The following is a 17,910-nucleotide window of genomic DNA, read 5'->3' as shown; positions in this document are numbered from 1 at the left end:
TTTTTTGGGCCCCGACCAACGTGCAGGCAAAGATGCAATATCAACTCATTTCACAGCAAGCCGAACTGGAACAGTATCTCGCTTCCCTGGCCGACGTTCCCCTGGCCATCGATACCGAATTCGTTCGCACCCGTACCTATTATCCCCAGCTCGGCCTGTTCCAGATCTACGATGGCGAGCGGCTGGCCCTGCTGGATCCGCTGACTCTGGAGCTGTCCGGCCTGTGGCAACGGCTCGGCCGGGCAGGGCAGATCGCCATACTGCACGCCTCGGGTGAAGATCTGGAGCTCATCCAGCATCAGGCGGGCCATCTGCCCAACCGGATGCACGACACCCAGCTGGCGACGGCCTTCCTGGGGCACGGCGTCTCGGTGGGCTTCGGCGCCCTGGTCAAGGAGTTCCTCGGGGTGGAGCTGGAGAAGGATCAGGCCCGCACCGACTGGCTGGCCCGCCCGCTCACCGAGCGTCAGCTTGAATACGCGGCGGCGGATGTGTTCTACCTGATGCCACTCTACGAGAAGGTGATGGCCAGACTGCACGAGAGCGGCAAGTTCGCCTGGTTCGAGCAGGAGTGCCAGAACCACTCCGCCCGCAAGACCCAGGGCAGCGATCCCATGCAGGCCTATCTCGAGATCATCAACGCCTGGCAGCTGGGGCGGCGTGAACTCGCCATCCTGCGTGAGCTGGCCGCCTGGCGCCAGAAAGAGGCGGTGCGCCGGGATCTGGCCCTCAACTTCGTGGTGAAGGAGCTGCACCTGTTCAAGGTGGCCGAGCGTCGCCCGACCTCCCTGCGCGACCTCAACGAGCTGGGGCTGGCCCCCATCGAGATCAAGATCCACGGCAAGCGGATGCTGGATATCGTCGCCTCGGCCCAGCAGAGCGATCCTTCGAGCTGGCCAGAGCCCATTCGCCGGCTGGTGGATTTCCCCCAGTACAAGGCCGAGCTCAAGCGCATCAAGGCCATGGTGGAAGAGAAGGCCAAGGCCAGCAACATCCCGCCTGAGCTGGTGGCCAGCAAGAAGATCATCCACCAGTACTTCACCTGGAGCTGGCGCATGAGCGAGGAGGAGCGTGCCCGCGCCGACAAGCCCATGCTGCTGCAAGGCTGGCGCCACGAGCTGGTGGGTCACCTGCTGGCGCAATAAGCCCTGGTTGCCTGATCGGCGCTGAACCATGAAGAGAGCCCCAAGTGTGAATGACACTTGGGGCTCTTTTGTTTCCATGCTGGCGGCATGCCATCGGCAAGGGGAAAGGGCGAAGAGCGCATGTTCTTCGCCGTGACAGATCAGGCACTCAACTGATGCTCGGCACCCTCAAAGTAGGTGCGCACCAGATCGGCTCCGCTGGTGCCATAGCCGATCAGGGTCGCCACGTCGACGAAGTTGGCCCCACCGGCGCTGCCGTTTGTATCCACCTGTACCCTGATGTTGCTGCCGGTTTGCGCCACCTGGACGAAGTCGGAGACCTGGCTACCGCTGACGAAATTGCTGTCGAGCAGCGTCGACAGATCGAGGCTGTCACCCTGGCTGAAGCTGTAGTCGAGTACCGTGTCCAGGTTGAGCGGGTCCGCTTCGGCAAAGGCGAAGCGGTCGGCGCCTGCACCGCCGGTGAGAGAATCGCTGCCAGTGCCACCGATCAGCAGATCGTTGCCGTCGCTGCCGCTCAGAATGTCGTTGCCGCCACCGCCGATCAGCAAGTCGTCGTCGTTCTGCCCGGACAGCGTGTCGTTGCCCGCATTGCCAAACAACAGGTCCCGGCCGCTGGCCCCGCCGCCGCCGTCTATGGTCTGGTTGCCGGAGGTGCCGGCGACCACATCGTTGCTGCTGCCGTTGCCGGCGTCAAAGTTGCTGCCGGAGAAGATGCTGTAGGTACCGGCCAGTGCATAACCGAAATAGCTCTGCCCGGCGGCGAAGGTAATATTGTCGACCGCATTGCCTGATGCACCGTAATGGTTGAGTACTGTGATGTCCTGGCTGCCGACATCGATCAGCAAGTCGTTACCGGATCGCTCGAAATTCAGCGTGGTCAGCTTGCTGTTGTCCCCGGTGATCCGGATCGCATCGTTGTTACCACCCGGATCGGTGATCGTATAGACCCCGCTGCCCGTGGCGCTGAAGTCATAATTGTTGTTACCCGTCGTGCCGGTGAGTGCGGTGTTGTCGTTCAGCCCCTGGATGGTCACCTGTACCGACTGCGAATCGCTGCCGTCGAGTGAGTGGGCGACGAAGCTGTCGAGCAGCGATTGACCGGTGCCCAAGGCCTGGATCACCGCCAGACTGTTGTTCACCGAGTAGGTCCAGTTGCCCGTCGCCGTGAGGGTGAAGGTACCGTAGATTCCGGCCACCGTTGGCTGGGCCAGGAAGCCTGATTGGCCAGTATCCGCATCGCTGACAGTCAGTGAACCACTGGTATTCAGCAGGCCGCCGACGACGTTGGTGTCTTCCTGAACGTTGCCCGTCGCAACGCCGGCAATCACCGCCGCATCGTTGCTGCCGGTGATGGTGATGTCTATCGTGCTGGTTGAGGTCGCCCCGTGCTCGTCTTGCATTGAATAGCTGAGTGTCACCAGCTCTTGCACACCTTGCGCCAGATGGTCGAAAGCCGTGCCCGGATTGAACACCACCTTGTTGTCCAGGATGTTGGCGGTGCCCTTGTCGGATGGCGCATTGACGCTGTTGAGTGTGAACGCATGGCCGTCGTCGATGTCGGTATCATTGCCCAATACGTCTATGGTCAGGGTCTGATTTTCGGTACCGGCGGCGGTGTCAACCACGGCCACCGGACCATCGTTGGCGCCGGTGATGGTGATCTTCACTGTACTGGGGGTACCGTCGACGCTGGTGACCTGATAGGTCTCGGAGACGGAGTCGTCGACATTCAGTTGATCGAACGCGCCGTTGGCGGTGAAGGTCCAGGCGCCAGCAGCGTCGATGGCGAAGTTGCCTATGGTGCCCAGGGTGGTGCTGGCGTTAAAGGCATTGTCGGGATTGTCGACGTCGTCGCTGGTCAGGGTGCCGCTGGTGCTCTGGGCAGCATTGGTTTCGGTCAGGCTGGCGGTGTTGGAGCCGGTGATGATGGCGGCGTCGTTGGTGCCGTGCATCGTTACCGTCAACATCCGGCTGGTGCCGTCGGCGGTGGCCACGGTGATCGAGTCGGTGTAGTCCTGCCCGGCCGCGAATTCGTCGTGGGCGCTGCTCATGGTGTAGGTCCAGGCGCCGCTGGCATCGATGCTGAAGGTGCCATAGTTGTTGCCGCCGGCCACGTTGGTCTGGATGACGAAGGCGGCGGAGCTGTCCACGTCGCTGGCGTCGAGGTTGCCACCGGTGCTCTGGGCGGCATTGGCCTCGGTCAGGCTGGCGGTGCTGGAGCCGGTGATGACAGCAGCGTCGTTGGTGCCGTGCATCGTCACCGTCAACACCCGGCTGGTGCCGTCGGCGGTGGCCACTGTGATCGAGTCGGTGTAGTCGACGCCCCCCACGAACTCGTCGTGGGCGCCGTTCATGGTGTAGGTCCAGGCGCCGCTGGCATCGATGCTGAAGGTGCCATAACCATTGATGCCGGCCACGTTGGTCTGGACGACAAAGGCCGCGGCGCTGTCTACGTCGCTGGCGTCGAGGTTGCCACCGGTGCTCTGGGCAGCATTGGTTTCGGTTAGCTCCGCGGTGCTGGAGCCAGTAATAATCGCAGCGTCGTTGGTGCCGTGCATCGTCACCGTCAACACCCGGCTGGTGCCGTCGGCGGTGGCCACGGTGATCGAGTCGGTGTAGTCGACGCCTCCCACGAACTCGTCGTGGGCACCGTTCATGGTGTAGGTCCAGGCGCCGCTGGCATCGATGCTGAAGGTGCCATAGTTGTTGCCGCCGGCCACGTTGGTCTGGACGACGAAGGCAGCGGAGCTGTCCACGTCGCTGGCGTCGAGGTTGCCACCGGTGCTCTGGGCGTCGTTGGTCTCGGTCAGGCCAGCGGTGCTGGAGCCGGTGATGATGGCGGCATCGTTGGTGCCGTGCATCGTCACCGTCAGCACCCGGCTGGTGCCGTCGGCGGTGGCCACTGTGATCGAATCGGTATAGTCGACGCCCCCCACGAACTCGTCGTGGGCGCCGTTCATGGTGTAGGTCCAGGCACCGGTATCGTCGATGCTGAAGGTGCCATAACCATTGATGCCGGCCACGTTGGTCTGGACGACGAAGGCAGTGGAGCTGTCCACGTCGCTGGCGTCGAGGTTGCCACCGGTGCTCTGGGCGGAGTTGGTCTCGGTCAGGCCAGCGGTGCTGGAGCCGGTTATGACCGCCGCATCATTGGTGCCGTGCATCGTCACCGTCAGTACCCGGCTGGTGCCGTCGGCGGTGGCCACTGTGATCGAGTCGGTGTAGTCGACGCCCCCCACGAACTCGTCGTGGGCACCGTTCATGGTGTAGCTCCAGGCACCGCTGGCATCGATGCTGAAGGTGCCATAACCATTGATGCCGGCCACGTTGGTCTGGACGACAAAGGCGTTGGAGCTGTCTACGTCGGTGGCGTCGAGGTTGCCACCGGTGCTCTGGGCGGCGTTGGTCTCGGTCAGGCCAGCGGTGCTGGAGCCGGTGATGACCGCCGCATCGTTGCTGCCGGCAAAGGAGACCTGCGCGGTGGCCCAGCTCAGGGTGCCATTCCCGAGGCGGATCGAATAGGTGAAGGTGTCGCTCAGCGTCTGTCCTGCCGAGAGCGCCTGCAGGGTGTTTTTGAACGCTGCCGACAGCGTGCCGGCATCGTAGCCGACCTTGCCATCCGTGGTGATCCAGATCCTGGCGCCATTCAGGCTGGTGTCATTGCTGACGTCTTCGAATCTGGCGGTGTCCTGGGTGAGGAGATCGGTGGGAGCATAGCTCTTGGTGGTGGCGGACAAACTCTCCGCGTTGTCCAGTGACCAGAGCGTCTTCGCGTTGCCGCCCAGGTCGTTGGCCATGACATCCAGATAGACGACGCCCACGAGATCTTCGGTGATGAGACTCCCGCTCAGCCCGTCGATAAGGCCTGTGGTGAAAGTGTCATCCTTGGCTTGGGGACTGTTAGAGAATGAGGTAACGGTTCCGCTGCTGGTCGTTGTGGTGGCCATGTCTGCTCTCCTTGAACCTATGATAAAAAACAACCTCGTTGGCTATCCGCCCGATCGGCAGGTTTTGAAGGCTCGAAAACCTAATTCACCAACAGTTGCAATTCCCTGATCTTTACGGCGACGCCTATCAGGCCGCCGATACGTTCCGTTCGCACAACCTGGCCACGGCACTTCATCTTCATGGTCCTGTGCGCCGCCCCCAGATCGAGCTCGAAGCAGACTTCACCGTCATGAATGTCGGTGTCGTCCACTTCCAGATAGAAGCCGCCGACGCTGATGTCCCTGGTGAAGCCGCTTTGGCCTGCGAGCCGTATTGGCATCACCACCTGGACGCGTTCATATCGACGCGCGTTGCCGTTCGATGTGTTTGTCATGGGGTTTAGCCTAGGCCAGAAGAGGGGGCCGAAAAATGGAAAAATCTGGCCTATTTATCCGGGAAAAAGAGTCGTTCGATTTAGGACAAAAGCAGGACATTTCGACTAGTTTGAGAAGGGGGAAAAGCAGCCATAACGCGAGGGGATTGCTTGCAACGCCGCCGTCGGCGGTAAGAGGAGCCAGGGTATGGATACCAGAGTCAACGTCATCTTGATCTGCGACTTGCCGATCGTGGCATGGGGCCTGCGAGAGATGATCGCCGCGCAGCCGGATCAGATGGAACTCATCGCCTCGGTGGCGCATGCCTCCGAGGTCGCCCAGTGGATCGACAGTGACAAGCGCTATGTCGCATTGCTCGATCTGGATGGCCGCCATGGCATCGAGCAGATCCCCGCCTTGCTGTCCGGTTCGAACGTACGAGTACTCACCCTCTCCAGCCGCGATGAGTTCGAGTTACAGGATAGGGCGGTATTGGCCGGGGCCTGTGGTGCCATCTGCAAGCACGAGCCGATCGAGGTGTTGTGCAAGGCCATCCAGAAGGTGCATGGGGGAGAGTATTGGGTCGATCGCGCCGCGACGGAACGCATCCTGATGGCGGTCGTCAGGGAGCTGGGCGCCAGCCATGCCGAGCAGGAGAAGATCGCACGGCTGACCCGTAAGGAGAAGCAGACCATAGCCGCCATCACCCTGGGATTGGATGCGAGCACCCTGGAGATTGCGGAGCGCCTCAACATCAGCGAACACACCTTGCGCAACCACCTGACCTCCATCTACGCCAAGCTGGGGGTACGTAACCGGGTGGGCTTGTATGCCTATGCGCAGAAGCATGCCCTGACCGGATGACAGAGCCGCCCGGCCCAGGATGGCGAGGCGGTATCCACAAGCCTCGCCACCTGGCAGCACCGCTTTAACCCCTGATTAGCCAGTACCAAGGGCCTCGAGCAAGGCGCAGCCATTGCCAGCCCCAGCAGAGCTGTTCAGGCGGGGAGGGGATGATCCTGGCGTGATGAAGAGGCCGCAGGCGCGGTTTCATCATGCTCGGCAGTCAGGCTGCGGGTAACGGCGGGATATTTTGGTCAATCAGGAAGAGAGGATGCACTGAGGTGCACCCTTATCAGAGTTCGTGGGCGTGGAATCCCTTGCGATAGCGGGTCTCACAGCGGGGACAGCGTTGCAGGGTTGGATCCTGCTCGAGCTGGGCAATGGCCAGCGGCTCCTCACAATCGGAGCAGAGGCCATAGAGACCCAAGTCCATCTGGCACAGCGCCGCGTCGAGCCGCTTGAGGTGCGCCACGCTCTGCTCTACCTTCGGCAAGTCGAGGCGACTGGTCAACTCCACCAGCTGATCATGCTCACAATGATCCACCTTCTCCGCCCATTCATCACGCCGACAGGCCTTGAGCTGACCTATCAGTTCTTCTCTTACATGCGCCCAGTCGGCCTGCAGGCGCTCACGCCATTCGGCCAACTGGGCTTGCGTCATTTCACACACAACAGCCCCCACAGACGAATTATAAAACTCGGTCAGTATAGGGAATCGAGTGGTTTATCAAGATGACATGAGTCAAGTAAAGGCCGGTTAGATCACAGTTTTCGCGGCTTGCAGCAATGCTTCCCGGATAGGTCCCGTCTCCTTGTGCAGACGAATATCCCGAAACAGCAGGTCGGCCTGGGGGTATTCACGCTTGAGGTAGCTGAACCACTGCTTGATCCGGCTGGGGTAGTAGTCGGCCTTCTCGCTCGCCAGATCCTGCTCGGTATAACCCACCATCAGCTGCAGCACCTCGGCCCAGCTCATGTGGGCACAGCCGGTCTTCATCACGTTGGCCAGATTGGGCAGGGAGATGGCGCCGCGCCCCACCATCAGGGCATCACAGCCGGAGACCCTGGCGCAGGCGAGCGCGTCGGCATGGTGCCAGATCTCGCCATTGGCGGTCACCGGAATGGGCAGGGCGCGGCGGATGGCATCCACGTACTCCCAGTGCGCCGGCGCCTTGTAGCCTTCGCGCTTGGTGCGGGCATGCACCGCCAGCTCGTCGGCCCCTGCCTGATGGACCGCATGGGCATTGTCCAGGTAGAGCTCCTTGTCATCGTAACCGAGGCGGATCTTGGCGCTCACCGGCAGATGGGCAGGCACCGCCTCGCGCACCGCCTTGACGATGCGGTGGATGGTCTCGGGCTCTTTGAGCAAGACGGCGCCGCCCTTGCTCTTGTTCACCGTGGGGGCGGGGCAGCCAAAGTTGAGATCGACCCCGGGGGAGCCGAGCTCGATGGCGCGCACCGCGTTCTCGGCCAACCATTCGGGGTGCTGGCCCAGCAACTGCACCCGCACCGGGGTGCCGGCACGGGTCTTGCCATCCTGGCGCAGCTCGGGGCAGAGACGATAGAACACCTTGGCAGGCAGCAGCTGATCGACGACCCGGATAAATTCGCTGACGCAGAGGTCGTAATCATTGACGGAGGTGAGTACCTCCCGCATCAGGTGATCCAGCACCCCCTGCATGGGGGCCAAAATAACGCGCATAGCTGCTTCCGAAGACAAGGGGAGAAAAAAGAGCGCAGATTGTAGAGGGAATAGGTGAAGCTGTCAGCCTTTTGCCCACGGTGGGGGCAGGGGAGATCGGCCAAAGACAGATGGTATGGGGGCGAGGAGGTAGCGCTCCGTCCAAAACAGGGAGAAGAGAGAAGAAGGAGACGCTGTCGGCGTCTGGGGCAACTCTGCTAGGCTAGGCGAAGATGCACTGAAAAGGAGTACGAATGAAGCGTTGGTGTCTGATGGCCCTTGGCTGGGCAGCATTTGCCACGGGCATAGTCGGAATCGTCTTGCCCCTGCTGCCGACCACGCCATTCATGTTGCTGGCGGCGGCGCTGTTTGCCCGCTCGTCCCCCCGTTTCCATCGCTGGCTGCTGGCCCATCCCTGGTTCGGGCCGCCCATCGTCGACTGGCAGCAGTATCGTGGCATCCGTCGTCATGCCCGGCGCCGCGCCATCATCTTCATTCTGCTCTCCTTCTCGGTGTCGCTGCTGGTGGTACCCATGCCCTGGGTGCGCCTGCTGCTGGTTGCCATAATGGTGATCCTGCTCACCTGGTTAATGCGCCTGCCGGTGCTGGAGCCAGTTGCAATGGAGAAGTGAAATCCCTAAGCTATTGCGGCAATAATGCTATGGAGTCGGCCTGTCATTTTTTGCATGACGGGCCTTTTTATTGCCCACTGGCGGCATCGCAAGAGACGCCACATCAGGGCTCAAAAAATAAGCGGTCAAATAATGAATCCGGATACCCTGAAATTTATCGAAGCGAGCATCAAGACCATCCCCGACTATCCGAAGCCGGGCATACTGTTTCGCGACATCACCAGCCTGATCGAGAACGCCGAGGCCTTCAAGGCCACCATAGATCTGCTGGCTGCGCATTATCGTGATCAAGGGATCACCAAGATCGTCGGCACCGAGGCCCGCGGTTTCATCTTCGGTGCGCCTGTCGCCTTCGCCATGGGCCTGGGGTTTGTGCCGGTGCGCAAGCCGGGCAAGCTGCCCCGCGCCGTGATCGAGGAGTCCTATGCCCTCGAGTACGGTACCGACACCCTGCAACTGCACACCGACGCCATAGTGCCGGGTGACAAGGTGCTGGTGGTCGACGATCTGCTGGCCACCGGTGGCACCGTCGATGCGACCGTCAAGCTCATCCGCCGTGCCGGTGGTGAAGTGGCCGATGCGGCCTTCATCATCTCCCTGCCGTCTCTGGGGGGCGATGCCCGCCTGACGGCGGCCGGCATCAAGGTGGTTTCACTGGTCGAATTGGCCGGCGAGTAAGGCTCCCGCCAGCGCGGCGTGCAGGCTTCGTCCGTCTGCCGTTCGCCCCCAAACCGGTGCCCCAGCGGCACCGGTTTGAAAATCAAGCGATCCCTCCCCAAGCGGCCGATAGCCGATACAGACCGCCCTGCATTTGTGTTAGCATCCTGCCTCAATGCCTCGTTTTCCCAGCATCGAGATCTATGAGCTATCAGGTTCTGGCGCGTAAATGGCGCCCCCATACGTTTGAACAAGTGGTTGGCCAGCAACATGTGCTGACCGCCTTGACCAATGCCCTGGATCAGGGACGGCTGCATCACGCCTATCTGCTCAGTGGCACCCGTGGAGTCGGCAAGACCACCATTGCCCGCATTCTGGCCAAGAGCCTCAACTGCGAGCAGGGGATCAGCAGCCACCCGTGCGGCGTATGCGATACCTGCCGCGAGATCGACCAGGGCAACTTCGTCGATCTGCTGGAAATCGATGCGGCGTCGCGCACCAAGGTGGAAGACACCCGCGAGCTGCTGGACAACGTGCAGTACCGCCCGGCCCGCGGCCGTTTCAAGGTCTACCTCATCGACGAGGTGCACATGCTGTCCCGGCACAGCTTCAACGCGCTGCTGAAGACCCTGGAAGAGCCGCCCCCCTATGTGAAGTTCCTGCTGGCCACCACGGATCCGCAGAAGCTGCCCATCACCATCCTCTCCCGCTGCCTGCAGTTCCATCTGAAGAGTCTGGATCAGAGCCAGATCGCCAAGCAGCTGGAGTGGGTGCTGGATCAGGAGGGTCAGCCGTTCGAGCCGCGGGCCCTGCTGGCGCTGGCCAAGGCGGCCGATGGCAGCATGCGCGATGCCCTGAGCCTGACCGATCAGGCGCTGGCCCATGGCAACGGCAGCGTGCGTCTCGACAGCGTGCTGACCATGCTGGGCACGCTCGACCACCATCATCTGCACCAGTTGCTGGAGGCCATCCTGCGCCAGGATGCCCCGGCCACCATGGCCAAGATCACCGAGATCGCCACCTTGGGGCCGGATTTCGACCAGCTCCACGCCGAGCTGGAAGCCCTGCTTCATCGCGTCGCCATGGCGCAGCTGTTGCCTGCCAGCGTGCAGGAGCAGGGGGCGGATGCCGATGCCCTGCTGCAGCTGGCGGGGGCCATGAGCCCGGAAGAGGTGCAGCTCTGCTATCAGATAGTGCTGGGGGGACGCAAGGATCTGCCTTGGGCGCCGGATGGCCGTACCGCCCTCGAGATGACCTGCTTGCGGATGCTGGCGTTCTCGCCGCGCCGTGAGCCGCTGCACCCCGCCAACCTGACGGCCTTGCCCCCGTCCATGGCGGGACTCCCTGTGGCCATGCCTGCCGCAGGGAGGGAGGCCGCACCGGCCCCCTTGGGAAAGCCCCACGGGGCTGAGCCAGCCCCGAACCAGGCCGTCGCCACGCCGGTCCGACCGGCTGCGCCGACTAGCGCCCCGGTCGCCGTAGCGGCGCAGGCCGCGGCCATGGAAGAAACACCCGCCGTCACGGCCGCAGCGGTCGATGCCAGCGAGCAGGACAGCCTCGACGATGAGCCGAGTGCGCAACTGTTTGCCGAGCAGGACGAGCTGCTGCACGAGGCGCAGCGGATGGGGTATGAGGCGCCGGCGGCCAGGCCCGAGTCACTCGACCAGGCTCATGCCTTGGTGGCTACCGATGACGCGGCGCCGATGGAGCCGCCTCAGCCAGAGCCATCGAATGATGAGCCTCTGCCGGCGAGCGCCCCGGAGCCCCTGGCCGTCACTCCGGCGCTGGAGGCCGCCCCGTCGGCGGCCTCCAGCATGCAGAGCCTGCTGGGCAAGCGCAACCTGCTGCGCAGCCGGCTGCGGGCTGAGCCCGGGGCGACGACCACTGCCCCTCGGGTGGCACCGACCAAGCCGGCGGCGCCCCAGCGTCCCGAGGTGCAACCGGCGACTCCGGCCGCCGCTGCCAGGCAGCCTGCGGCTCCAGTGCCTGCCTATGCCGCGCCCCAGATGGACTATGATGAGCTGCCGCCGCTCGATGCCTATGAGGACGGTGGCAACGATTACGAAGAGTACCTGAGCCAGGGCTTTGGCGACGGCGTTGCCACTGCCCCCACTATGGCCCCCGTGGCCCCTCCACCAATGGCTCGAGCGGCCCCCAGCCAGCAGCAGACTGCCCCGCAAAGGGCGCGTCCCAACCCGGACGATCTGCCCCCCTGGGATCTGGATGGGATGCCCGCTGCGAAAATCGACACGCCTACCTCTGTCGCGCTGGCAGTCGCGCCGATGCCGGTGCCCGCCGCCGAGCAAAGCGAATTGCAGCCAGCGGCACCCCTGATGGAAACCATCGACTGGGATGAGCTGGAGAGCGAAGCCCAGCCGGAGGAGGGGGAGGAGGTCGCGAGGCTTATTCCATCCTCCCTGCTGGTCAACTGCGGCGATCCCTGGGCCGAGCTCATCGCCCGCACCGGGGTCGGTGGCCGGCTGCGCCAGCTGGCGATCAACTCGGTGATGACCCGGCAGGGGGAGCGGGTATCGCTTATCCTCAAACCCGAGCAGCGCCATCTGGTCAGCGATCGGGCCCTTGCCGACCTGGCCGAGATCATAGGCCCAGAGCTTGGAGAGTCTGTGCGCGTCGAGGTGACGCTGGGCACGGATCCGGCGCGGGAGACCCCGCTCGAGATCGAGCACCGCCTCTATCTGGGGGTGCGTGAGCAGGTGAGCCGGGATCTGGCCGAGGATCCCAACGTACAATTTCTACAACAGCGATTCGGGGCCGTGCTCCACCCAGAGAGCATTGAGCCGCTGAGTCGCTAAATCCCATGCCGGGAGCCCGCTCCCGGTTGAAACGCAGCGTGGCTGTCCCCATATTCAGGACAGACAAACCCACAGCCCGGCGCTGGATGCCGGATTTCAAGACGAGAGACGACCTATGTTTGGTAAAGGTGGAATGGGTAACCTGATGAAACAGGCCCAACAGATGCAAGAGCGCATGCAGAAGATGCAGGAGCAGCTTGCCCAGATGGAAGTAGTCGGTGAAGCCGGTGCTGGCATGGTCAAGGTCACCATGGCCGGCAGCCACAGCGTGCGCCGCATCGAGATCGATCCGAGTCTGATGGAAGATGACAAGGAGATGATCGAGGATCTGGTCGCCGCCGCAGTGAACGATGCCGTTCGCCGGGTGGAAGAGCAGAACAAGAGCAAGATGGGCGAGCTGACCGGTGGCATGCAACTGCCCCCGGGCTTCAAGATGCCGTTCTAAGCCAGTGGGTTCACCCTTGCGACCGCGCTATCTTGCGGCTCGAGGGGAACCAGAATGAAAAAGGCCAGAGCCATGCTCTGGCCTTTTTATTGATCAGCGTTTGGTAACTGTGGGGGAACTCAGGTTCTGCGGCGCCATGCCAGCGGCAACAACAGGAGGCCGAGCAGCCCTATGCTGCCGCCACCGGAGGAGGTGGTCGAGGCGTTGTGCGACTCAGTGCCGGACGAGGAACCGCCGGCGATGGCCGCATCGGTCTCGCGTCGCGGGGTGGTGACGGCGATGAGGCTTGCATCGAGACGCTGGCTGGCCCCATTGGGTTGGGTGGCGTTGAGTCTCAACCGGTAGAGCTGATAGGTGTCCGGCGTGAAGTTCGCATCGAAGCGCAGCTTGATGCGGCATTGCTCGCCTGCCGCCAGCACGGACGGGCACTCGTTTCGCATGGCCGGGGCGTCGGTGGTGGCGCCGTTCAGGGTGATCGCCTCGGCCGATCCGTTGAGCACCGTATAGCTGACCCAGCTGTGCTGGCCGGCGGGTAGGGCAACCAGTTGATGGCTGGTGAGGCTGACGGCGTTCATCTTCTCGGCCAGCCAGTCTCTGAACAGGGGCGCGAAGGTATAGCCCCCTGGCTGTCCCAGGCCGCAGCGTTGACTGCCATAGCTGGTAATGCCGACGAGGCCGCTCTGGTCGGTGAGGGGACCGCCACTGTCACCCCGGCAGGTATCCTGCCCGGCTATATTCCCGGCGAAGATATGAGTCTGGGTATTGTCATACATCCAGCGATCCCTGAAACCCTGAAATGCCAGCTCGACTCTCAGTAATTGCGGGCTGGCGAGGCTGGCGTTGGGATTAATTCCGCCATATCCCCAGGCCGAAAAACGAGAGCCGTTATTATAATCCGCGGGCGTCTCCTTGGCGGAGATGGGCAGGGTATTATTTTTGCTGGCGGTATTCAGGTGCAGCAGCGCAATATCCGAGTCGGCCTCCATATGGCCGGTACCGATATTTCTGAGAAAGCCGCTGAGATAAGTGTCATGCATGATGATCTGATCGACCCTGATGCGCGCATGAGGCTTGCTGAGATCGCTCACCCCGATGGCCACCTGCATGCCGTCGAGCTTGGCCTCTTCCAGACAGTGGGCGGCGGTGAGCACCCAGTCCTTGGCAATCAGGGTGCCGCCACAGTAATTGCGCCACTGACCGTCGCTGTCGTTGCCGATGGCTACCATCCAGCTGGGCGCCGGGGTGGTGGTCCCGCCGAGAATACGCGGCACAGCGGCTTGTTGCCCATGGGCTACGGATACAAATAATGACAACATGGTCAGCGATAATGTTTTCATGCTGGTATCGAGCATATTACTGTCTCTTTTGTTATTAATAATGAATCTGCGAATGTATTAAATAATACAGCGGTGGGTCATTTGAATATCGTGATCGGTGAGGTGGTTTTAAATATTTGTTTATTCATTCAATGATGCTGTCATTGATAGTGTATAAAATGTTCTGAAAATGATGCTTATATATATTGCATGGCAATTTCAGCCCGCAGGAAAATTGGTTACTCTGGCCAGCCGCTTATTATTCTGAACTATATCAATTCACCGCTCGGGTGTGCGTTGTCCGCGCCGGGCCAAGATCGCCATATAAGGGTGCGCGCAGGAGTGCCGGCGTGGCGGGAGGACGTGGGGTAAGGGTGGCCAGCCGCCCAGTTCCCAGTCTCTCCTGACGAGGGCCGCGCTGGCCCAGATAGAGAAAGGTGGGCATTTATCCTGGGCTTACTCTTCCTCCAGCGGCCTGAAGCAGTCAACCAGATGGTCGATCAGGGCGCGAACTGAGGGCAGCAGTCCACGGCGCGAGGGGAAGACGGCGTGGATGACCTCCCGGCGAGGAGCCCAGTCCGGCAGCAGCCGGATCAGCCGGCCGTCCGCCAGGGGCTCCCGCACCATCATGGCGGGCAGCTGTACCACTCCCACGCCGTCGATCGCCCCCTGGCGCAGGGTCTGCATGTCGGTCGCCACAAAACGGGGGCTGTGATGCTGCTTCACCTGTGCCCCTTCCGGCCCCTGCAGCGTCCAGTGATGACCCTCTATGCTGGGCCCGTGCCCCAGGCTGGGACAGGACAGCAGATCGGCGGGGGCCCGTGGCACCCCATGCCGCTCGAGCAGGGTTGGGCTGGCGACCAGGTACTGGTTCGCATGGCCCAGCACCCGCATGGCCAGATCGCTGTCTTCCAGCGGCAGCGGCCGCACCCTTATCGCCATGTCCAGCCCCTCGGCCACCACGTCGACCGCCCGATTCACCCCGATCAGTTGCACGCTGACGCTGGGGTACTGCAGGGCGAACGCCACCAGCATGCTGCCGACATGGGCATGCTGCAGGTCGAGCGGACAGGAGATCCGCACCAGGCCACAAGGTGCCTGATGAGTGGATTCAATCACGGCCTGGGCCGCCTCGGCCTCGACCAGCACGGCGCGGCAGCGGGCATAATATGCTTGGCCCAGCTCGGTGACAGTGAAGCTGCGGGTCGAGCGCTGGATGAGCCGCACCCCCAGCCGCTCCTCCAGCATGGCGATGCGGCGACTGAGCTTGGACTTGGGCATGCCGAGCGCCCTGCCGGCCTGGGCAAAGCCGCCGTGATCCACCACCTGGACGTAGTAATAGAGATCGTTGAGGTCTTGTTGCATCGCTCATCGTTCACAAAATAGGACTCTGACGTCAAATAATACGCCTACCGCGAATATCGTTCTATATGCAGACTGTATCCAACGCCACCATCTCGGAGCGGCAACCTTGGAGAGCATCATGAAAAAAGTTATCGGTATCTACAGTGCACCTCGCCAACACTGGGTTGGCGACGGTTTCCCGGTGCGTTCGTTGTTCTCGTACCACAGCCACGGCAAGGCGCTCAGCCCCTTCCTGTTGCTGGACAGGGCCGGGCCGGCGGAATTCGAGCCCGGCGACCATGCCCGTGGCGTGGGTCAGCATCCACACCGCGGCTTCGAGACGGTCACCATCGTCTATGAGGGGGAGGTCGCCCACCGCGACTCGACCGGGCAGGGCGGCGTGATCGGCTCAGGCGACGTGCAATGGATGAGCGCCGCCGCCGGCATCATGCACGAGGAGTTCCACTCGGAGGCCTTCACCCGTGCGGGCGGTACCCTCGACATGGTACAGCTCTGGGTCAATCTGCCCGCCAGGGACAAGATGTCGGCACCGGGCTATCAGGCCATCCGCAGCGACAGCATCCCCGAGGTCGCCTTGCCCGATGGGGCGGGTAGCGTGCGCCTCATCGCCGGCGACTACGCCGGCCGGCAGGGGCCCGCCCGCACCTTCTCGCCCATGAACGTCTGGGATCTGCGGCTCAAGGCCGGGGCCAGCCTGGCGCTCCCCGCGGTCGATGGCTGGAACACGGCCATAGTGGTGCTCAAGGGATCGGTGTGCATCAATGGTCAGGAGGAGGCGGGCGAGGCACAGCTGGTGCTGCTGGATCCCCGCGGCAGTGACCTCCAGCTTGAGACCCGCGAGGGGGCCGTGCTGCTGCTGCTCAGCGGTGAACCCATCGATGAGCCGATCGTGGGCTATGGCCCCTTCGTCATGAACTCGCAGGAGGAGATCACTCAGGCGATCGATGACTTCAACAGTGGACGCTTCGCCAATATCGCCCATTGATCCTCAGCGGCGTGCTTGATGTCGTCGGATAAAACAAACAAAGCGCCTGATGGCGCTTTGTTTGTTTCTGACTGGTGGTAACGGGGACTAGCTCAGCCAGCCCAGCGTCATTGCCAGCCGGCCACAGAGCGCGGCCAATATGATGCCGAGCAGGGTGCGCAGCAGCCAGATCATCACCAGCTGGCCCAGGCTCACCGGGATCTTGGTGGCCAGGACGCAGGGGATGGAGGCGGAGAAGAACAGCACCGAGCTCACCGACACCACGGCCGCGACATAGCGCACCAGCAGATCGGCGTCCTTGAGCAGGATGGCGGGCAGGAACATCTCCGCCAGCCCCGCCGCGAGCGCCCTGGCCGTGACCAGCGGCTCGCCCAGATCCAGCAGCCAGGTCAGGGGCCACAGCAGCCAGCCAAGTAGATCGAACAGCGGCGTGTGTTGCGCCAGCAACAGCCCGAGCAGGCCGACCGACAAGATGGTGGGCACCACGGCTGCCGCCATGTAGAGCCCATCCTTGAGATTGTCCTTGAGCTGGCGCAGCACGGGGTCCGCCTGGTTGGCCTGGGTCAGCCCCGAATCCAGCGCGGCTTGCCAGCGGCTCTTGCCGGCGGGCAGGGGCTCATCGGTCTCGCCGTGGTGCGCCATGCCGGAGATGGGGGGCACCCTAGCCAGGATGGCGGTGATGACGAAGGTGATCACCAGGGTGGACCAGAAGTAGAAGTTCCAGTGCTCCATCAGGTTGAGGGTCTTGGCCACGATGATCATGAAGGCGGCCGACACCGTGGAGAAGCCGGTTGCGATGATGACGGCCTCCCGCACCGTGTACTTGCCCGCCAGGAAGACCCGGTTGGTGATGAGCAGGCCGACCGAGTAGCTGCCGACGAAGGAGGCGACCGCATCGATGGCGGAGTGGCCTGGGGTACGCCAGAGCGGCCGCATCACGGGTTGCATCAGCACCCCGATAAACTCGAGCAGGCCGAAGCCGAGCAGGAAGGTGAGGGCCATGGCGCCGATGGGGACGATGAGGCCCACCGACATGGCCAGCTTGTCGAACAGGAATGGTAGCCGATCCGGGGTCATCAGCCAGGCCGGCCCCACGCCGGCCACATACATGACGGCCAGCACCAGCCCGAGCAGCTTGAACAGACTCAGCAGCCGGTCGATGGGGCGGGCCCGCCAGCGGCCGTCCAGCAGGGGCGTGATGGCGCCATAGGCGATCAGCAGCAGGATCAGCCCCAGGGCGAGCGGACGCTGCACCATCAGGAATCCGGCCAGGTGATCCACCAGTATGGTGCTGCGTCCCGCCAGTTCAAAGGGCACGAAAAAGATGGCGATGCCCAACACACTGGTCGCCAGCAGCTTGATGCCTACCCCCGGTTTGACGGGCGCCGTGAGTACCTGCTCAGGTTCCATTTGTCCTCCTTGTGATCCCCATGGGGCAACTCCTTCTGTGGTGTGAAATTGTATATACAATATCCATCCAAGGCCGAAAGGGAAGCAATAAATAAACAAAGATGCAACATTTGGTTAATTTAGGTCTCGTATGAGGTTTGATTGTTGTTGGCAGGGGGAGGCAGGGGTGGAGACCCAGGGTGCAGCAGGAGGAGAAAAAATGGCTGCCGGGGGGAGGGTAATGCGCAGCGCCTGGAAAAAGGCGCGGGACAAACCTGGTGGTATAACGACAAAAGCAATATGAAACATTAGCTTGGATTTAAAAATTTCCCGTC

At 62.4% G+C, this 17,910-nt stretch carries 14 protein-coding genes; 7 read left to right on the top strand and 7 right to left on the bottom strand.

Going from position 1 to position 17,910, the window contains the following annotated elements; all coding sequences use genetic code 11:
• The first annotated feature begins 32 nt into the window (after nt 1-32).
• Nucleotides 33-1,145, top strand: a complete 1,113-nt coding sequence (gene rnd, locus KW821_RS10830; RefSeq protein ID WP_218291450.1) for a ribonuclease D — start codon at nt 33-35, stop codon at nt 1,143-1,145.
• A 140-nt stretch (nt 1,146-1,285) separates the two neighbouring features.
• Here rnd and KW821_RS10825 read toward each other — a convergent pair whose 3' ends face one another.
• A complete protein-coding gene (locus tag KW821_RS10825) occupies nt 1,286-5,095 on the bottom strand; it encodes an S-layer family protein (RefSeq protein WP_218291449.1) in 3,810 nt (1,269 codons plus the stop codon).
• 80 nt (nt 5,096-5,175) lie between these two features.
• Nucleotides 5,176-5,469 carry a PilZ domain-containing protein gene (locus tag KW821_RS10820; RefSeq protein WP_256353433.1) on the bottom strand — a complete coding sequence of 98 codons (294 nt, stop codon included), beginning with the start codon at nt 5,467-5,469 and terminating at the stop codon, nt 5,176-5,178.
• A 187-nt stretch (nt 5,470-5,656) separates the two neighbouring features.
• On the opposite strand from KW821_RS10820, the gene KW821_RS10815 reads away from it, so the two are divergent.
• Nucleotides 5,657-6,313 carry a response regulator transcription factor gene (locus tag KW821_RS10815; protein ID WP_218291447.1) on the top strand — a complete coding sequence of 219 codons (657 nt, stop codon included), beginning with the start codon at nt 5,657-5,659 and terminating at the stop codon, nt 6,311-6,313.
• A 271-nt stretch (nt 6,314-6,584) separates the two neighbouring features.
• Here KW821_RS10815 and KW821_RS10810 read toward each other — a convergent pair whose 3' ends face one another.
• Nucleotides 6,585-6,953 carry an RNA polymerase-binding protein DksA gene (locus tag KW821_RS10810; protein ID WP_042654804.1) on the bottom strand — a complete coding sequence of 123 codons (369 nt, stop codon included), beginning with the start codon at nt 6,951-6,953 and terminating at the stop codon, nt 6,585-6,587.
• Nucleotides 6,954-7,049: 96 nt separating this feature from the next.
• Nucleotides 7,050-7,994 carry a tRNA dihydrouridine(16) synthase DusC gene (gene dusC / locus KW821_RS10805; RefSeq protein WP_218291446.1) on the bottom strand — a complete coding sequence of 315 codons (945 nt, stop codon included), beginning with the start codon at nt 7,992-7,994 and terminating at the stop codon, nt 7,050-7,052.
• Nucleotides 7,995-8,227: 233 nt separating this feature from the next.
• On the opposite strand from dusC, the gene KW821_RS10800 reads away from it, so the two are divergent.
• From KW821_RS10800 to KW821_RS10785, 4 genes are all read left to right on the top strand, one after another.
• Nucleotides 8,228-8,605, top strand: coding sequence for a YbaN family protein (locus KW821_RS10800; protein WP_042654802.1), 378 nt, complete (start codon nt 8,228-8,230; stop codon nt 8,603-8,605).
• Between the two features lie 132 nt (nt 8,606-8,737).
• Nucleotides 8,738-9,283 carry an adenine phosphoribosyltransferase gene (gene apt / locus KW821_RS10795; protein WP_042654801.1) on the top strand — a complete coding sequence of 182 codons (546 nt, stop codon included), beginning with the start codon at nt 8,738-8,740 and terminating at the stop codon, nt 9,281-9,283.
• 182 nt (nt 9,284-9,465) lie between these two features.
• Nucleotides 9,466-12,075 carry a DNA polymerase III subunit gamma/tau gene (dnaX, locus tag KW821_RS10790; protein ID WP_218291445.1) on the top strand — a complete coding sequence of 870 codons (2,610 nt, stop codon included), beginning with the start codon at nt 9,466-9,468 and terminating at the stop codon, nt 12,073-12,075.
• A 115-nt stretch (nt 12,076-12,190) separates the two neighbouring features.
• The gene (locus KW821_RS10785) at nt 12,191-12,520 is read left to right on the top strand and encodes a YbaB/EbfC family nucleoid-associated protein (RefSeq protein ID WP_042654799.1); all 330 of its coding nucleotides are present in this window, start codon (nt 12,191-12,193) and stop codon (nt 12,518-12,520) included.
• A gap of 119 nt (nt 12,521-12,639) precedes the next feature.
• Here KW821_RS10785 and KW821_RS10780 read toward each other — a convergent pair whose 3' ends face one another.
• A complete protein-coding gene (locus tag KW821_RS10780) occupies nt 12,640-13,857 on the bottom strand; it encodes a trypsin-like serine protease (RefSeq protein ID WP_256353432.1) in 1,218 nt (405 codons plus the stop codon).
• Between the two features lie 435 nt (nt 13,858-14,292).
• Nucleotides 14,293-15,201 carry a LysR family transcriptional regulator gene (locus KW821_RS10775; RefSeq protein ID WP_218291443.1) on the bottom strand — a complete coding sequence of 303 codons (909 nt, stop codon included), beginning with the start codon at nt 15,199-15,201 and terminating at the stop codon, nt 14,293-14,295.
• A 118-nt stretch (nt 15,202-15,319) separates the two neighbouring features.
• Between KW821_RS10775 and KW821_RS10770 the strand changes: the two genes are divergently transcribed.
• The gene (locus tag KW821_RS10770) at nt 15,320-16,186 is read left to right on the top strand and encodes a pirin family protein (protein ID WP_218291442.1); all 867 of its coding nucleotides are present in this window, start codon (nt 15,320-15,322) and stop codon (nt 16,184-16,186) included.
• A gap of 87 nt (nt 16,187-16,273) precedes the next feature.
• On the opposite strand, the gene KW821_RS10765 is transcribed toward KW821_RS10770, so the two are convergent.
• Nucleotides 16,274-17,596 carry a YjiH family protein gene (locus KW821_RS10765; protein ID WP_218291441.1) on the bottom strand — a complete coding sequence of 441 codons (1,323 nt, stop codon included), beginning with the start codon at nt 17,594-17,596 and terminating at the stop codon, nt 16,274-16,276.
• Nucleotides 17,597-17,910: the final 314 nt, after the last annotated feature.

The sequence above is a fragment of the Aeromonas sp. sif2416 genome, assembly GCF_019218665.1.
GTDB lineage: Bacteria > Pseudomonadota > Gammaproteobacteria > Enterobacterales > Aeromonadaceae > Aeromonas > Aeromonas encheleia.
Note: the sequence above shows the minus strand (reverse complement) of the source record. Positions and strands in the feature narration are given on the sequence as shown.